We start from the raw sequence: 16440 nt of genomic DNA, 5'->3' as shown, positions 1-16440 counted from the left end.
CCGCTTCCTGCTACTTCTCCTCGGGCGACCGCGGCGAGCTGACCGTCGTGCGCGGGGCACGCCGCTGGGAGGAGGTGCGCACCATCAGCTCGGTCGGTATCACCTGCTCGACCGGTTGGTCCGTTTCGACCCCCTCGATGGCGTCGATGAGGAGCTGGACCACGGCCGTGCCGATGCGGCGCGGCTTGAGGGAGAGCGTGGTGACGGGCGGCTCGGTGCTGGCGTACACGGTGGACTCGCTGCAGCAGACGATCAGCAGGTCGTCGGGGACGCGCAGTCCGTAGCGGCGGGCGGCGGCCAGCAGGTCGGTGCCGTTCGGGTCGAAGAGGCCGTAGACGGCGTCCGGCCGGTCCGGGCGGGCGAGCAGCCGGTCGGCGGCGACGGCGCCCGCGCACGGATCGTGGGCGGGATAGGCCTCGTACACCGGGTCCTGCCCGACCCGCTCGCACCACCGCAGGTACGCGCTGGTCGACAGATGGGTGTACGTGTCTGTCGTCGTCCCCGTCAGCAGGCCGATGCGGCGGGCGCCGGCGTCGGCCAGATGGTCGAGGATGCCGAGGACGGCGGCCTCGTGGTCGTTGTCGACCCAGGCGGTGACCGGGAGGGCACCGGCCGGGCGGCCGTCTGACACCACCGGTAAACCCTGCCGGACCAGCTCGCTGACGACCGGGTCCTGGTCGGACGGGTCGATGACCACGGTGCCGTCCAGGGCGACGTTCGACCACACGTCGTGGCGCGACGTCGCGGGCAGGATGACGAGCGCGTAGCCGCGGGCGAGCGCGGCGGAGGTGGCGGCCCGCGCCATCTCGGCGAAGTACGCGAACTCGGTGAAGGTGAAAGGTTCATCCCCGTACGTCGTCACAGTCAGGCCGATGAGTCCCGACTTGCCGGTACGGAGGGTTCTGGCTGCGGCCGAGGGTCGGTAGCCCAGCCGGTCGGCGACCTCCCTGACGTGGCGGCGGGTGGCGTCCGGGAGCCTCCCCTTGCCGTTCAGGGCGTCGGAGACGGTTGTGATGGAGACTCCGGCGGCGGCGGCCACGTCTCTGATGCCCGCCCGGCCCGGCCGGCTGCCTCGACGGGAGGTTTCCGCGCGGCTCACCTGGTGCTTCCCTGCTGCTGTCATGGCGAGCCGATAGTAGGGCTCATGCGGTGGGGTAGGGCGGACGCATATGCACGCGTTGACAGGCACGTTTCTGCAAGGTCATATGGCGTCAACTACCTTTGAAACAGAGCCAGTTAAACGATCCAATGGCATTACGTAACTTGTCGGCACGCATGGGCCTGCCGAGTCCCCGATGTTTCGAAGAGGTCTCAACTCACCTTCACGGGTGACGCGCGCCACGGCGCGAGCCACCGGCGCATAGATATATGTGACCGCGCCCCCTGTTTCGCCTGCCTTCGTACGGTGATGCCCCTGATGCCCGTGGGGCAGACGAGGTTCGCTCTGACCTGTACGCAGCGGCACCCAATCCTCATAAGGTGAGCAGTATTGGATGCCGGCTGCCGGAGTCGGACGCCATGAGTCGGTGGTCATGAGGAGGACTGCGGTGAGCGAGACGAGCCCCAAGCTGCGCGCCGAGCTGGAGGGTATCCCCACGTACAAGCCGGGCAAGCCCGCCGCTGCCGGCGGTCCGGTGGCCTACAAACTGTCCTCCAACGAGAACCCCTATCCGCCGCTGCCGGGGGTGCTGGAGACCGTGACGGCCGCTGTCTCCTCCTTCAACCGCTACCCGGACATGGCCTGCACAGGTCTGATGAACGAGCTGTCCGAGCGCTTCGGTGTTCCGCTCTCCCATCTGGCCACCGGCACCGGCTCCGTGGGCGTCGCCCAGCAGCTGATCCAGGCGACCTCGGGACCGGGCGACGAGGTGATCTACGCCTGGCGGTCCTTCGAGGCGTACCCGATCATCACGCAGATCAGCGGCGCCACCTCGGTGAAGGTGCCACTGACGGCGGGTGACGTGCACGACCTGGACGCGATGGCCGACGCGATCACCGAGCGGACCCGGCTGATCTTCGTCTGCAACCCGAACAACCCGACGGGCACGGTCGTGAAGCGGGCCGAGCTGGAACGGTTCCTCGACCGGGTGCCCAGTGACGTGCTGGTGGTGCTCGACGAGGCCTACCGCGAGTTCATCCGTGACCCCGAGGTGCCGGACGGCGTGGAGCTGTACCGCACGCGCCCCAACGTCTGTGTGCTGCGCACCTTCTCCAAGGCGTACGGCCTCGCGGGTCTCAGGGTCGGCTTCGCCATTGCCCACGAGCCGGTGGCCGCGGCGCTGCGCAAGACCGCCGTGCCCTTCGGAGTGAGCCAGGTCGCCCAGGAGGCGGCGATCGCCTCGCTGCGGGCCGAGGACGCACTCCTGGGCCGGGTCGGCTCGCTGGTCTGCGAGCGCAACCGTGTGGTGGAGGGACTGCGAGCCCAGGGCTGGACGGTGCCCGAGACCCAGGCCAACTTCGTGTGGCTGCGACTGGGGGAGCGCACGGTGGACTTCGCGGCGACGTGCGAGCAGCACGGCGTGGTCGTACGGCCGTTCCCGGGCGAGGGCGTGCGGGTGACGATCGGGGAGACCGAGGCGAACGACATCTTCCTGAAGGTGGCGGAGGGGTTCCGCAAAGAGCTCTAGCTCACACCGGCCACGCGTCCGCGCAGATCAGGGCGGGTTGGCAGAGGGGGTTCCGGAGGTAATCGGGACCCCCCTTCATCTATCGAAAGCAGGTGCGGCATACTGGCTTGTGAATGTGAACGCTTTCACAAGCGGTCGCTTCGCAGCATTTGTTCCACAAGCCTGTGAGGTAAGGAGCGGCGACGTGGACCTGGCTCTGGCGCCGGAGACCCTGGCGCGCTGGCAGTTCGGCATCACCACCGTCTACCACTTCCTGTTCGTCCCCCTGACGATCTCTCTGGCCGCCCTCACGGCCGGTCTCCAGACCGCGTGGGTGCGCACGGAGAACGAGAAGTACCTCAGGGCCACCAAGTTCTGGGGAAAGCTCTTCCTGATCAACATCGCGATGGGTGTGGTCACCGGCATCGTGCAGGAGTTCCAGTTCGGCATGAACTGGTCCGACTACTCGCGCTTCGTCGGCGATGTCTTCGGCGCCCCGCTCGCCTTCGAGGCCCTGATCGCCTTCTTCTTCGAGTCCACCTTCATCGGGCTGTGGATCTTCGGCTGGGACAAGTTGCCCAAGAAGATCCACCTGGCCTGCATCTGGATGGTCTCCATCGGAACGATCCTGTCGGCGTACTTCATCCTCGCGGCCAACTCGTGGATGCAGCACCCCGTCGGCTACCGGATCAACAAGGAGAAGGGCCGCGCCGAACTCACCGACTTCTGGGCGGTGCTGACCCAGAACACCGCGCTCACCCAGGTCTTCCACACGATGTCGGCCACCTTCCTGACCGGTGGCGCCTTCATGGTGGGCATCGCGGCCTTCCATCTGTTCCGCAAGAAGCACATCGCCGTGATGAAGACCTCGCTGCGCCTCGGCCTGGTCACGGTGGTCATCGCCGGCATGCTCACCGCGATCAGTGGTGACACCCTCGGCAAGGTCATGTTCAAGCAGCAGCCGATGAAGATGGCGGCCGCCGAGGCCCTGTGGGACGGCCAGGACTCGGCACCCTTCTCGATCTTCGCCTACGGCGACGTGGAGAAGGGCCACAACACCGTGGCCATCGAGATCCCCGGCCTGCTGTCCTTCCTCGCCGACGACGACTTCACCTCGTTCGTCCCCGGCATCAACGACGTCAACAAGGCCGAGCAGGAGAAGTACGGACCGGGCGACTACCGCCCCAACATCCCCGTCACCTTCTGGGCCTTCCGCTGGATGATCGGCTTCGGCATGGCGTCCTTCGCCATCGGCCTCGCCGGACTCTGGCTGACCCGCAAGAAGTTCATGCTCCCGCAGCACCTGCGCGTCGGCGAGGACGAGGTACCGCATCTGGTCCTCTTCAAGAACAAGGCCCTCAACCCCAAGCTCGGCAGGCTCTACTGGCTCGTGTCGATCTGGACCCTGGGCTTCCCCCTGATCGCCAACTCCTGGGGCTGGATCTTCACCGAGATGGGCCGCCAGCCCTGGGTCGTCTACGGCGTCCTGCAGACCCGGCACGCGGTCTCCCCCGGCGTCTCCCAGGCCGAGGTCCTCATCTCGATGATCACCTTCACCGCCCTGTACGCCGTCCTCGCCGTCGTCGAGGTCAAGCTGCTCGTGAAGTACGTCAAGGCAGGCCCGCCCGAGCTCACGGAGGCCGACCTCAACCCGCCCACGAAGATCGGCGGCGACACCCGTGACGCCGACAAGCCGATGGCCTTCTCGTACTAGGCCGAGGGAGAGCGAGTCATGGAACTTCACGACGTCTGGTTCGTGCTCATCGCCGTCCTGTGGACCGGCTACTTCTTCCTGGAGGGCTTCGACTTCGGGGTCGGTGTCCTCACCAAGCTGCTCGCCCGCGACCGGCTCGAGAAGCGCGTCCTGATCAACACCATCGGTCCCGTCTGGGACGGCAACGAGGTGTGGCTGCTGACGGCGGGCGGTGCCACCTTCGCCGCCTTCCCTGACTGGTACGCCACCCTCTTCTCCGGCTTCTATCTGCCGCTGTTGGTCATCCTGGTCTGCCTGATCGTCCGCGGGGTCGCCTTCGAGTACCGGGCCAAGCGGCCCGAGGAGAACTGGCAGCGCAACTGGGAGGCCGCGATCTTCTGGACCTCACTCCTCCCGGCGTTCCTGTGGGGCGTGGCCTTCGGCAACATCGTGCACGGGGTGAAGATCGATCAGCACTTCGAGTATGTCGGCACCCTCTGGGACCTGCTCAACCCGTACGCCCTGCTCGGCGGACTGGTGACGCTGACACTGTTCACCTTCCACGGGACGGTCTTCACGGCCCTGAAGACCGTCGGGGAGATCCGGGAGCGGGCGCGGAAGCTGGCGACGCGGGTCGGCCTCGTCTCGGCCGCGCTGGCGCTGATCTTCCTGCTCTGGACGCAGGTCGACAGCGGCGACGCCAAGAGCCTGGTCGCGCTGGTGGTCGCGGTGGTCGCACTGGTCGCAGCTCTGGTGGCCAACCAGGCCGGGCGTGAGGGCTGGTCGTTCGCCCTGTCGGGCGTCACCATCGTGGCCGCCGTGGCGATGCTCTTCCTGACGCTGTTCCCGAACGTCATGCCGTCCTCGCTCAACGCGGACTGGAGCCTGACGGTCACCAACGCCTCGTCGAGCCCGTACACCCTGAAGATCATGACGTGGCTGGCGGCCATCGCCACTCCCCTCGTGATGCTCTACCAGGGCTGGACCTACTGGGTGTTCCGCAAGCGCATCGGCACCCAGCACATCGCTGAGACCGCGCACTGAGGTGTGTTTCACGTGAAACCAATCGATCCGCGTCTGCTGCGGTACGCCCGGGCCACCCGTCTCTTCCTGGTGGCCGTGGTCGGCCTGGGCGGCCTCGGTGCCCTGCTGGTCATCGCCCAGGCGATGCTCGTTGCAGAGGTCGTGGTCGGCGCGTTCCAGCATGGTCTGGCGGTCGCAGAACTCCGCACTCCCCTCCTGCTGTTGGTCGCCGTCGCTGCCGGTCGCGGGTTCGTCTCCTGGCTCACTGAGCTCGCGGCACACCGCGCGAGTGCCGCGGTGAAGTCGGAACTACGGGGGCGTCTGCTGGAGCGGGCGACGGCGCTGGGGCCCGGGTGGCTGAGCGGGCAGCGGACCGGATCGCTGGTCGCCCTCGCCACCAGGGGGGTCGACGCCCTCGACGACTACTTCTCGCGCTATCTCCCGCAGTTGGGACTGGCGGTGGTCGTGCCGGTGGCGGTGCTCGCGCGGATCGTGACCGAGGACTGGGTCTCGGCGGCCATCATCGTCGGGACCCTGCCACTCATCCCCGTGTTCATGGTGCTGATCGGCTGGGCCACTCAGTCCCGGATGGACCGTCAGTGGCGGCTGCTGTCCCGATTGTCGGGGCACTTCCTGGACGTCGTCGCGGGACTGCCGACGCTGAAGGTGTTCGGCCGGGCCAAGGCGCAGGCCGAGTCCATTGGACGCATCACCGGTGAGTACCGCCAGGCGACCATGCGGACGCTGCGGATCGCCTTCATCTCCTCTTTCGCCCTGGAGTTGCTGTCGACACTCTCGGTGGCGCTGGTCGCCGTGACGATCGGGATGCGGCTCGTCCATGGCGAGATGCACCTGTACGACGGCTTGGTCATCCTCATCCTGGCCCCCGAGGCGTATCTGCCCCTGCGGCAGGTCGGCGCGCAGTATCACGCGGCAGCGGAGGGTCTGGCCGCCGCCGAGGAGATCTTCTCGGTGCTGGAGACGCCGGTGCCGCGGGCGGGTACCGCCGCGGTGCCCGAGGGTGCGCTGGCCTTCGAACGGGTCACGGTCATGTACCCGGGGCGCTCGGATGACGCCGTCGCGGACGTGTCCTTCGAGGTCGCGCCCGGGGAGACGGTCGCGCTGGTCGGTCCCAGCGGCGCGGGCAAGTCGACGCTGCTGAACGTGCTGCTGGGATTCGTGCCGCCGGCCGAGGGACGGGTGCGGATCGGGGGAGCCGATCTCGCAGAACTCGACCTGGAGGAGTGGCGGTCACGTATCGCGTGGGTGCCGCAGAGGCCGCAGTTGTTCGCCGGGACGATCGCCGAGAACGTACGGCTGGCCCGGCCCGACGCCGACGAGGCCGCCGTGCGAAGGGCATTGGGGGACGCGGAGGCGCTGGAGTTCATCGACGCGTTGCCTCTGGGGGTCGACACCGTGCTCGGCGAGGATGGGGCCGGGCTGTCCGCCGGGCAGCGCCAGCGGCTCGCGCTGGCCCGGGCGTTCCTCGCGGATCGGCCTGTGCTGCTCCTCGACGAGCCGACGGCGGCGCTCGACGGAGCCACCGAGGCGGAGGTCGTGGCGGCGGTACGGCGACTCGCGGCCGGGCGGACGGTGCTGCTGGTGGTGCACCGACCGGCGCTGCTGGGGGTGGCGGACCGGGTGGTGCGGCTGGCGGAGCCGGCGGTACAGGCTCCCGTGGAGGCCCTGGCCGGGGCGTCCGCAGCACATGCGGTCGAGGACAACAGCCCTGCTTCGGCCGAGCCCGAAACGACCGAGCCGCCAGCACGGGCGCGCAGCGTTCTCTCCCGCGTCCGTGCCATGTCCGGCCCCCGACGAGGCCGACTCGCGCTCGCGCTGCTGCTCGGGAGCCTCGCGCTCGGCAGTGCGGTGGGCCTGATGGCCACCTCCGGGTGGCTGATCTCGCGGGCCTCGCAGCAGCCACCCGTGCTCTATCTGATGGTGGCCGTGACAGCGACCAGGGCCTTCGGGATCGGCCGGGCCGTGTTCCGGTACGCGGAGCGCCTGGTGTCGCACGACGCCGTGCTGCGGATGCTCGCCGACACCCGGGTCGCCGTGTACCGGCGCCTGGAGCGACTGGCGCCGGCCGGTCTGCGGACGGCCCGCCGGGGTGATCTGCTCTCACGGCTCGTCTCCGACGTGGACGCCCTCCAGGACTACTGGCTGCGCTGGCTGTTGCCCGCCGGCGCCGCGCTCGTCGTGTCCACGGCCTCCGTGGGCTTCACGGCCTGGTTGCTGCCCGAGGCAGGTGCCGCGCTCGCCGTGGGCCTGCTGGCCGCCGGTGCCGGTGTCCCGCTCATCACCGCAGCCGTGGCTCGCCGCGCCGAACGCCGTCTCGCCCCCGCCCGCGGGGAGCTGGCAACGCGGGTGACCGATCTCCTCACCGGGACCGCGGAGTTGACCGTCGCCGGTGCTCTGCCCGCCCGTACCGCCGAGGCACGGCGGGCGGACGGCGTCCTCACCCGGATCGCCTCCCGTGCCGCCACCGCCACCGCCCTCGGTGACGGCCTCACCGCCCTGATCTGCGGCCTGACCGTCACCACCACCGCCCTCGTCGGCGCCCAGGCGGTCGCCTCCGGGCGGCTCGGCGGGGTCGCCATGGCCGTCGTGGTGCTCACTCCACTGGCAGCCTTCGAGGCCGTGCTCGGGCTGCCGCTCGCCGTGCAGTACCGGCAGCGGGTGCGCAGGAGCGCGGAGCGCGTCCACGAGGTGCTGGACGCGCCCGAGCCGGTACGGGAACCGGATACCGCCGGGCAGGCGCCCGCCTCCCCGTTCCCGGTCGTCCTCAAGGGGCTGACCACTCGGTACGAGGGTCAGGACCGGGACGCGCTCACGTGCCTCGACCTGAGCCTGGCGGAGGGCCGGAGGATCGCCGTTGTGGGCGCATCCGGCTCCGGCAAGACCACGCTCGCGCAGGTGCTGCTGCGCTTCCTGGACGCGGACGCCGGCACCTACACGCTGGGCGGCGTGGACGCCTACGGGCTGCACAGCGACGACGTACGGCGGCTGGTGGGGTTGTGCGCGCAGGACGCCCATCTCTTCGACAGCTCGGTGCGCGAGAACCTGCTCCTCGCCAAGAAGGACGCGACCGAGGACGAGCTGCGGGAAGCGCTGAACCGCGCCCGTCTGCTCGACTGGGCCGAGAGCCTGCCCGACGGATTCGACACCCTGATCGGGGAGCACGGGGCGTGGCTGTCCGGTGGTCAGCGGCAGCGGCTCGCGCTGGCCCGGGCGCTGCTCGCCGACTTCCCGGTCCTCGTCCTGGACGAGCCCGCCGAGCACCTCGACCTGCCCACCGCCGACGCGCTCACCGCCGATCTGCTGGCCGCCACCGAAGGCCGTACGACACTCCTCATCACGCACCGGCTGGCAGGACTCGAGTCGGTGGACGAGGTGGTCGTCCTCGATGAGGGACGGGTCGCGCAGCGCGGTTCCTACGCGGAGCTGGCGGGCGTGGAGGGGCCTTTGCGCGCGATGGCCGAGCGGGAGGCGGAGTCGGAGCTGCTGGTGGCGGCACACGGGGCTCCGGTCGGCTGAACCGCAGCGGCCCCCTACCGCCGTTCCAGCATCCTCTCGATCACGACGGCCACCCCGTCGTCGTTGTTGGCGACGGTCCGGCCCGAGGCCGCGGCGATCACGTCCGGGTGGGCGTTGCCCATCGCGTACGACTGTCCGGCCCAGGTGAGCATCTCGACGTCGTTGGGCATGTCCCCGAACGCGACGACCTCCTCGTGCGAGATTCCGCGTTCGGCGCAGCACAGGGCGAGCGTGCTGGCCTTGGAGACGCCGGGTCCGCTGATCTCCAGCAGTGCGCTGGGGCTGGACCGGGTGACGTTGGCGCGGTCGCCGATGGCGAGGCGCGAGAGGGTGAGGAAGGCGTCCGGGTCGATCGAGGGGTGGTAGGCGAGAATCTTCAGCACCGGCTCGGCGGCACCGGGACCGTCCTCGGCCAGCAGCTCCTCGGCCGGTGCGAGGTTGTCGGGGATCTCCATGTGCAGCTTGGGATAGTCCGGCTCCTGGTAGAAGCCGTACGTCTGCTCCACCGCGTACACCGTGCCGGGCGCCGCCTCCCTCAGCAGCCCTACGGCCTCCAGCGCGTTCTCCCGTGCCAGCTCGCGCACCTTCACGAACCGGTGGGCGCCGGGGCCGCCGTGCAGGTCGACCACCGCTGCGCCGTTGCCGCAGATGGCGAGGCCGTGGCCGTGGACGTGGTCGCTGACGACGTCCATCCAGCGGGCCGGGCGGCCGGTGACGAAGAAGACCTCGATGCCCGCCTCCTCGGCGGCGGCGAGAGCAGCGACCGTGCGGGGGGACACCGACTTGTCGTCGCGCAGCAGAGTGCCGTCGAGGTCGGTGGCAATCAGGCGCGGAGGTATGTCGGCGGCCGGGGTCTCGGGCTGTCGAGTAGCTGAGGTCACCCGCTCATTCTCCCGCATACGCCTGTACGACCGGACGGGTGCCCGTACAGGTGAGACAGAGATGACGGCAGGAGCGGACCTCACTCGCCCCGGTGCTGCCGCCTCAGCCCAGCTGTGCCGGTGCCTCCATGGCGATCTGCTCGAAGACCTTCTCGTCGGCGGCGAAGTCCGAGTCGGGGATCGGCCAGTGGATCACGAGCTCCGTGAAGCCGAGCTCCCGGTGGCGGCCCGCGAAGTCGACGAAGGCGTCGAGGGACTCCAGCGGGCGCCCGCGGTCCGGGGTGAAGCCGGTGAGCAGGATCTTGCCGAGCGAGTTCACGTCCCGGCCGAGCGACACGCAGGCATCGGTGAGCTTCTCGACCTGGCCGCGGAGGGCCTGGAGGGACTGCTCGGGCGTGCCGTTCTCGTAGAGCTTCGGGTCTCCGGTGGTCACCCACGCCTGCCCGTGGCGTGCGGCGAGCCGCAGGCCACGGGGCCCGGTGGCGGCCACGGCGAAGGGCAGCCTGGGCCGCTGGACACAGCCGGGGATGTTGCGGGCCTCGTGCGCCGAGTAGAAGTCGCCGTCGTAGGACACCGAGTCCTCGCGGAGCAGGCGGTCGAGCAGCGGGACGAACTCGGCGAGCCGGTCGGCACGCTCGCGCGGGCTCCACGGATCCTGGCCGAGCGCGGTGGCGTCGAAGCCGGTGCCGCCCGCGCCGATACCGAGGGTGACGCGGCCGCCGGAGATGTCGTCGAGGGTGATCAGTTCCTTGGCGAGGTTCACCGGGTGCCGGAAGTTCGGCGAGGTCACCAGGGTGCCCAGGCGCAGCCGGTCGGTCACGCCTGCGGCGCCGGTCAGCGTGGGCAGGGCACCGAACCAGGGGCCGTCGCGGAAGGTGCGCCAGGACAGGTGGTCGTAGGTGTATCCGGTGTGGAAGCCGAGCTGGTCCGCGCGCTGCCATGCCTCGCGGCTCCCCTCTTTCCAGCGGCGGTAGGGGAGGATCACGGTGCTCAGACGCAGACTCATGGGTCCGAGCGTATGCGTCGGCCGTGTTTCACGTGAAACCGTGACTCACGGTCACTGTGTGCGGCCGTTGAGCCAGGGGCCGAGTCCGACCGGGATGAACTCCTTGTGCACGCGGTCGCCCGGGAGCGGCACCATGAGGAAATGGCTGGGCGGGAAGCGGCGTGTCTTCACCCAGGCATGGCCTTCGTAGAGTGCGCGGAGAAAGGCGGGGACGTCGTCGCGGGCGATGTCCGGGCACTCGACTCCGTCGACGGTGATCAGGGCGTCGTCTTCCGGGAACAGCCGCACATCCACCAGGGGCCGGCCGCCGAGCTCGACGTAGGCCTCGTGGGGCAGGGTGCCGTCCGGGTCGGTGGTGACGCCGACGCCCGCGGAGCTGCGGCGGGAGGTCTGGTCGGCGCCGATGTCGTGGGTCACCTCGATCGCGAGCCCGTAAGCGGCGGCGAGGGCGCGGAGCGCGGTGACGGCGGCTTCGGTGGTGGGGAGGTGGTCCATGCGATGGTCCATGTCGTGGTCCATGGCGTCGATCATCTCCCGCCGATGCTCAGTGCTGCTCCGGAAACCGCAGATAGCGCGGTGGGACGGACTGGGTCAACCAGACGCCGTTCGCGCTGACGTGGAAGACATGGCTGTCGCGGTGCATGGCTTCCGCGTGCACGGAGAGCACGACGGGGCGGCCGCGGCGGGCGCCGACCCGGGTCGCGGTCTCGCGGTCGGGCGAGAGGTGTACGTCGTGCCGGTTCATGGGGCGCAGTCCCTCGGCGCGGATCGCGTCCAGGTAGCGCGCCACCGTGCCGTGGTAGAGGTACGGCGGCGGGGTCGCCGGTGGCAGGCCGAGGTCGACGTCGATGCTGTGGCCCTGGCTGGCGCGGATGCGTGTGCCGTCGACGGCGAAGCGTTGTTTGTCGTTCGCGGCGACGACCTGGTCCAGTTCTTCCCGGCTGATGCGGAAGTTGTGCGCGGCGGTCGCGGCGAGCAGGGCGTCGATCTCGACCCAGCCGGCCTCGTCGAGCGTGAGCCCGATGCGCTCGGGCTGGTGGCGCAGATGCTTGGAGAGGTACTTCGAGACCTTCACGGTGCGTCTCTCGTCCCTCTCGCGTGGCTTGTTCTCGTTCATCCCGCCAGGGTGCCGGGAGAGACGTGAATCACGCGAATGATTTTGGGCCGGATGTTTGATCCACAACCAACTGTAGTTATCCACAGGCTACTTGGCGTTTCTGTGGACAACTCCCTGGCAAGTCAGTCCTCTTCGTCAAGATCGACTGGGGGTCGACCATTTGACGTGAGCGCATCCAACGCCCTTGCCCGGACCTCCCGTTCAGCCGCCAGCACAAAGAACTCCGCCGCCCGCTCCGCCCCAACCAGCCCTTCCACCGCCCGCATCGTCTCCTCGGGCACGGACACGGAACGTGACGTCCGACGTCCATCCGGCGTCTCGCCGGAGGCGAGGTGCTGCCGCAGGTGTCGAACCGCCAATGTCCGCATCGCGCGGGCGAGTTCGGCGTCCACGGTCTGCTGTGCGAGCGGCCGCAGCCGTCGGACGAGAGAGGCCGCTTCGGCGGCGTCCGTGTCGGTCGGCTGGTGCGGTCCTTCCAGGTAGCGCGCGAAGACGTGCTCGGTGGTGAACTCCAGGAAACGGGCGGCGATGTGCTCGACCTGTCCCCTCAACTCCCGCAGGTGGCCGGAGATCGCGGAGAGCGGGACCCCGGCCGCGTACAACTCGGCGGCCACGGCGAGTTCTTGGGGGCTCGGCACAAGGAAGAAACCGTCGTCGCCGGGTACCGGCTCCAGTACGCCGAGCTCCACCGCCTCGGCGACCGCGGCCTCGTCGGGGGTGCCGCCGAAGCGGGCGTCCAGCTCGGCGCGGGAGATCCGGACGGCCTCCTCGTCGGTCCACGGGCCGTCGACCTCGGCGACAAGCCCGAGGATGCCGCCGAGGCCACGGCCGGAGTCGTAGGCCTCCAGGAGCTCCTTGATGGAGGCCAGGCCGTAGCCGCGGTCGAGGAGATCGGCGATCTGGCGCAGCCGGACGAGGTGGGTGTCGGTGTAGATGTTGGCCCGGCCGCGGCGCTCGGGGCGGGGGAGCAGTCCGCGGTCCTGGTAGGCGCGGATGGTGCGGACGGTGGCGCCGCTGAGGTGGGCGAGGTCCTCGATCCGGTGGGCGGGGGCGTCGCTCACGCGGCGCCCCTCGCCGCCGGTGACCGCTTCAGGTACTCCACCGCACGGCTCAACGACCCCTCCTGCGAGGGGTGGTAGGACCGCCGGAGGTACCGCGGTACGGCCGCGCCGAGCTCTCGCCAGGCCGGTAGCAGTCCTTTTCGTACGGCCCTCTCGTGCTCCTTGAGGGAGTAGCGCAGACGTCCCGCGAGCTGTGGGTCGTGACGGATCAGGTAGGCCGTCCCCCACAGCCACAGGTGGAGCATCACCGGGGCGGTGACCGCCATGCCCGCGATCCGGCGCGCGTATCGGGGCGTTCCGGTGCCGCCGCAGTGTAGGTACATGTCGAAGGCGACCGCGCGGTGTTCGACTTCTTCGGCGCCGTGCCAGCGCAGCAGGTCGAGCATGATCTCGTCGGCGCCGGCCCGGTCGAGTCCGTCGGCGGCCAATACCCAGTCGCCGAGCACGGCCGTGAACTGTTCGATGGCGGCGACGATCGACAGCCGGAAGCGCAGCCACTCGCGCGCGGGAATGGGCGCGTTGAGGGGCGGGCGCTCGCCGAGCAGCCGCTCGAAGAGGAAGTCGACGTACTTGGTGAAGCCGGCGGTGTCGAGCCGCTGCGCGGCCAGATGGTCCAGTACGTGCGTGTGCTGGACGCTGTGCGTGGCCTCCTGGCCCATGAACCCCTTGACGTCGGCGCGGAGTTCGGGGTCACTGACCAGCGGCAGGCCTTCTTTGAGGACTTTCACGAACCAGCGCTCCCCCGCCGGCAGCAGCAGGTGCAGCACATTGATGACGTGGGTCGCGGTGGGCTCGCCGGGGATCCAGTGCAGGGGCGTGCGGGACCAGTCGAAGGACACCCGGCGCGGGGCGATCTCGGGGCTCACAGCGGCGGCTCCAGCCGTGCGATCGCCCGGAGTGCCTTCGGCGCCCACCGGGCCATGACGCGCGCGCCGCGGGCCTCGGGCGTGACCGGTACGACGGCCTGGTTGCGCACGACCGCTCGCAGGATCGCGTCGGCGACCTTCTCGGGCGGGTAGTTCCGCAGCCCGTAGAGGCGGGCCGTGCGTTTCTGGCGGCGTTTCTCCTCGTCGGCGTCGACACCCGCGAAGCGCGCGGTGGAGGTGATGTTGGTGTTGACGAAGCCGGGGCAGATCGCGCTCACCCCGATGCCCCGGCCCGCGAGTTCGGCGCGCAGGCTCTCGCTGAGCATGAGGACGGCCGCCTTGGAGGTGCCGTAGGCGGACAGTGCCTTGGAGGGCTGATAGGCGGCCGCCGAGGCGGTGTTGACGATGTGGCCGCCCTGTCCGCGCTCCACCATCTGCTTGCCGAAGAGCCGGCAGCCGTGGATGACGCCCCACAGGTTGACGTCGAGGACCCTCTTCCAGTCCTCGGTGGTGGTGTCGAGGAAGGAGCCGCCGAGGCCGATTCCGGCGTTGTTGACCAGGACGTCCACCACGCCGTACTCGGAGGCGACCTTGTCGGCCAGTTTCTCCATGGCCTGTTCGTCGGAGACGTCGACGGTCTCCGCCCAGGCCTCGGGGGCGCCGACCAGCCGGGACAGTTCCGCGGTGCGGGCGGCGGACTCGGTGTCCCGGTCGACGGCGACCACGCGCGCGCCGGCCTCCGCGAAGGCGAACGCCGTGGCGCGGCCGATGCCGCTGCCCGCGCCGGTGACCAGCACGAGCTGTCCGCCGAACCGGTCGGCGTACTTCCCGCTCGCCCGCACGGCGGTCCGGCCGCCTTCGACGGACGTGACGAACTCCGTGATCCACGCGGACAGCTGGTCCGGGCGTGAGCGCGGGACCCAGTGCTTGGCGGGGAGGGTGCGCCGGGTCAGCTGGGGTGCCCACTGCTCCAGGCCGTCGCAGAGCTTCTCCGAGAGGAACGCGTCCCCCAGGGGCGTGATGAGCTGCACGGGCGCGTGTGCGTACGCGTCGGTGCGCGGGCGGCGCAGCCGGGCCCGGACGTTGTCCCGGTACAGCCACGCGCCGTGGGCCGCGTCGGTGCGCAGCGAGGACGTCGGGTAGCCGTCGGCGGGGACCTTCTCGGCGCGCTCGAGGAGGCGGGGCCACACCTTGCCGAGCGGACCGCGCCAGGCCAGTTCGGGCAGGCCAGGGGTGTGCAGCAGGTAGACGTACCAGGATTTGGCGCTCTGCCCGAGGAGCTGGCCGGCCCGGCGCGGGGTGGGGCGCCTGAGGCGTCCGGCGATCCAGTGGCCGAGGTGGTCGAGGGACGGTCCGGACATCGAGGTGAAGGACGCGATGCGCCCCTCGGTGCGCGGGACGGTGACGAACTCCCAGGCCTGCACCGAGCCCCAGTCGTGTCCGACCAGGTGCACGGGCCGGTCCGGGCTGACGGCGTCCGCGACGGCCAGGAAGTCGTCCGTCAGCTTCTCCAGTGTGAACCCGCCGCGCAGCGGCTTCGGTGCCGTCGACCGGCCGTGGCCCCGGACGTCGTAGAGCACGACGTGGAAGCGGTCGGCGAGACGGGCCGCGACCTGGGCCCAGACCTCCTTGCTGTCCGGGTAGCCGTGCACCAGGACCACGGTCGGCTGCCCCGGGTCGCCCAGTTCGGCCACGCACAGTTCGACGCCACCGGTCCGCACCCGGCGTTCCCGCGCACCCTCCAGCAAGCTCACTTCGCCTCCACCCAGCGCCGCACGTGCGGCAGATCGTCGTCCAGCCAGAAGGCGCTCTGCTCGGGGTCCCTGGAGTCGGTGACGACCAGGATCTCCTCGAACTTCGCGCCCGTGCCCCGGAATCCGAGGTGGGGTTCGACCGCCCACAGGCCCGGCTGCGGCGGGTGGTCGGAGAAGCGGTACGGCGACCACAGGGGTGACCAGCCCTCGCGGTGGCCGTGCAGCGCGTCGGCGGCCAGGCCCTTCAGGGACTGGGTGCCGAACCCGAAGACATGCGGCGACCAGCGGCGCTGCTTGACCTGGTCGACCTTGTGGGCGATCACGCCGAAGGGGTACGCGCGGTGCCGGTTGGCGTAGCCCTGGCGGACCATGAGGCGGTCCACGTCCTCGTAGATCTCGCGCAGCGACCGCCGCTCTCGGACCTCGCGCAGGATCAGCTCGCGGTGCGCTTCCAGGTCGGCCATCAGTCGGTCCTGGACGGGGTTGCTTCCCAGCGAGCCGGAGTAGCCGATGTCGGCGGTGAAGCCCTGGTACACCGGAGCCATGTCCAGGATGAACGGCATGCCGGGCGTCAGGCGGCGGTCGGTCGGGAAGAACTGCAGCGGAACGCGGAAGCCCGTGAACGCCGTACGGTCCCCGAACCAGGCGAACGGCAGATGGAACCAGTCGCGTACGCCCCGCTCACGCAACCACTCGCGCTGCATCCGGGCGGCCTGCCGCTCGCTCACGCCGGGCTCCAGACGGGCCGCGACCGCCTCGGCGCACTCGTACGCGAGCCGCTGGACCTGCCGGAATCCCCGCAATCGGGTGGAGAGTCCGCTGTTCGCTGCCGTCGTCATGCCGCCTCGTCCCCGTCGACTGCGGTACGTGCCCGTAACGTGACACTGGCGAATGTG

Annotated in this window: 13 protein-coding genes; 4 read left to right on the top strand and 9 right to left on the bottom strand. The window is 70.0% G+C overall.

Annotated elements, in window-relative coordinates; genetic code table 11:
* Nucleotides 1-10: 10 nt before the first annotated feature.
* Nucleotides 11-1123, bottom strand: a complete 1113-nt coding sequence (locus AQJ46_RS27645; protein ID WP_079072440.1) for a LacI family DNA-binding transcriptional regulator — start codon at nucleotides 1121-1123, stop codon at nucleotides 11-13.
* A gap of 424 nt (nucleotides 1124-1547) precedes the next feature.
* On the opposite strand from AQJ46_RS27645, the gene hisC reads away from it, so the two are divergent.
* From hisC to cydD, 4 genes are all read left to right on the top strand, one after another.
* On the top strand, nucleotides 1548-2627 hold the full coding sequence (gene hisC / locus AQJ46_RS27640; protein WP_059208150.1) for a histidinol-phosphate transaminase: 1080 nt from the start codon (nucleotides 1548-1550) through the stop codon (nucleotides 2625-2627).
* Between the two features lie 184 nt (nucleotides 2628-2811).
* Complete coding sequence (locus AQJ46_RS27635) at nucleotides 2812-4320, top strand: cytochrome ubiquinol oxidase subunit I (protein ID WP_059208149.1); 1509 nt, start codon at nucleotides 2812-2814, stop codon at nucleotides 4318-4320.
* Between the two features lie 18 nt (nucleotides 4321-4338).
* Nucleotides 4339-5343 carry a cytochrome d ubiquinol oxidase subunit II gene (gene cydB, locus AQJ46_RS27630; protein WP_059208148.1) on the top strand — a complete coding sequence of 335 codons (1005 nt, stop codon included), beginning with the start codon at nucleotides 4339-4341 and terminating at the stop codon, nucleotides 5341-5343.
* Between the two features lie 12 nt (nucleotides 5344-5355).
* Nucleotides 5356-8859 carry a thiol reductant ABC exporter subunit CydD gene (cydD, locus tag AQJ46_RS27625; protein WP_059208147.1) on the top strand — a complete coding sequence of 1168 codons (3504 nt, stop codon included), beginning with the start codon at nucleotides 5356-5358 and terminating at the stop codon, nucleotides 8857-8859.
* 14 nt (nucleotides 8860-8873) lie between these two features.
* On the opposite strand, the gene AQJ46_RS27620 is transcribed toward cydD, so the two are convergent.
* The 8 genes from AQJ46_RS27620 to AQJ46_RS27585 all read right to left on the bottom strand — a co-directional run bounded on the left by AQJ46_RS27620 (nucleotide 8874) and on the right by AQJ46_RS27585 (nucleotide 16383).
* On the bottom strand, nucleotides 8874-9758 hold the full coding sequence (locus AQJ46_RS27620; RefSeq protein ID WP_208616993.1) for a Cof-type HAD-IIB family hydrolase: 885 nt from the start codon (nucleotides 9756-9758) through the stop codon (nucleotides 8874-8876).
* Nucleotides 9759-9843: 85 nt separating this feature from the next.
* Entirely contained in the window at nucleotides 9844-10746 is a 903-nt protein-coding gene (locus AQJ46_RS27615; RefSeq protein WP_059208145.1) for an LLM class flavin-dependent oxidoreductase, read from the bottom strand.
* A 51-nt stretch (nucleotides 10747-10797) separates the two neighbouring features.
* Entirely contained in the window at nucleotides 10798-11241 is a 444-nt protein-coding gene (locus tag AQJ46_RS27610; RefSeq protein WP_059208363.1) for a hypothetical protein, read from the bottom strand.
* Between the two features lie 49 nt (nucleotides 11242-11290).
* Entirely contained in the window at nucleotides 11291-11863 is a 573-nt protein-coding gene (locus AQJ46_RS27605; protein WP_059208144.1) for an RNA 2'-phosphotransferase, read from the bottom strand.
* 122 nt (nucleotides 11864-11985) lie between these two features.
* Nucleotides 11986-12924 carry a MerR family transcriptional regulator gene (locus tag AQJ46_RS27600; protein ID WP_059208143.1) on the bottom strand — a complete coding sequence of 313 codons (939 nt, stop codon included), beginning with the start codon at nucleotides 12922-12924 and terminating at the stop codon, nucleotides 11986-11988.
* Nucleotides 12921-13790: a metal-dependent hydrolase gene (locus tag AQJ46_RS27595; RefSeq protein WP_059208142.1), complete on the bottom strand. Its 870-nt coding sequence runs from the start codon at nucleotides 13788-13790 to the stop codon at nucleotides 12921-12923. The genes AQJ46_RS27600 and AQJ46_RS27595 overlap by 4 nt, the downstream gene beginning before the upstream one ends.
* Entirely contained in the window at nucleotides 13787-15544 is a 1758-nt protein-coding gene (locus AQJ46_RS27590) for an SDR family oxidoreductase (protein WP_059208141.1), read from the bottom strand. The genes AQJ46_RS27595 and AQJ46_RS27590 overlap by 4 nt, the downstream gene beginning before the upstream one ends.
* Entirely contained in the window at nucleotides 15541-16383 is an 843-nt protein-coding gene (locus AQJ46_RS27585; RefSeq protein ID WP_059208140.1) for a M24 family metallopeptidase, read from the bottom strand. The genes AQJ46_RS27590 and AQJ46_RS27585 overlap by 4 nt, the downstream gene beginning before the upstream one ends.
* Nucleotides 16384-16440 lie beyond the last annotated feature (57 nt).

It is taken from the genome of Streptomyces canus, assembly GCF_001514145.1.
Taxonomy (GTDB): Bacteria; Actinomycetota; Actinomycetes; order Streptomycetales; family Streptomycetaceae; genus Streptomyces; species Streptomyces canus.
The sequence above is the reverse complement of the archived record's forward strand: the minus strand, read 5'-3'. Positions and strand labels throughout refer to the sequence as shown.

Coding starts and splice junctions, on each gene's coding strand:
- AQJ46_RS27645 (WP_079072440.1), bottom strand. CDS start 1,123: ATGACAGCAGCAGGGAAGCACCAGGTGAGCCGCGCGGAAACCTCCCGT.
- cydB (WP_059208148.1), top strand. CDS start 4,339: ATGGAACTTCACGACGTCTGGTTCGTGCTCATCGCCGTCCTGTGGACC.
- AQJ46_RS27620 (WP_208616993.1), bottom strand. CDS start 9,758: ATGCGGGAGAATGAGCGGGTGACCTCAGCTACTCGACAGCCCGAGACC.
- AQJ46_RS27615 (WP_059208145.1), bottom strand. CDS start 10,746: ATGAGTCTGCGTCTGAGCACCGTGATCCTCCCCTACCGCCGCTGGAAA.
- AQJ46_RS27610 (WP_059208363.1), bottom strand. CDS start 11,241: ATGGACCACCTCCCCACCACCGAAGCCGCCGTCACCGCGCTCCGCGCC.
- AQJ46_RS27605 (WP_059208144.1), bottom strand. CDS start 11,863: ATGAACGAGAACAAGCCACGCGAGAGGGACGAGAGACGCACCGTGAAG.
- AQJ46_RS27585 (WP_059208140.1), bottom strand. CDS start 16,383: ATGACGACGGCAGCGAACAGCGGACTCTCCACCCGATTGCGGGGATTC.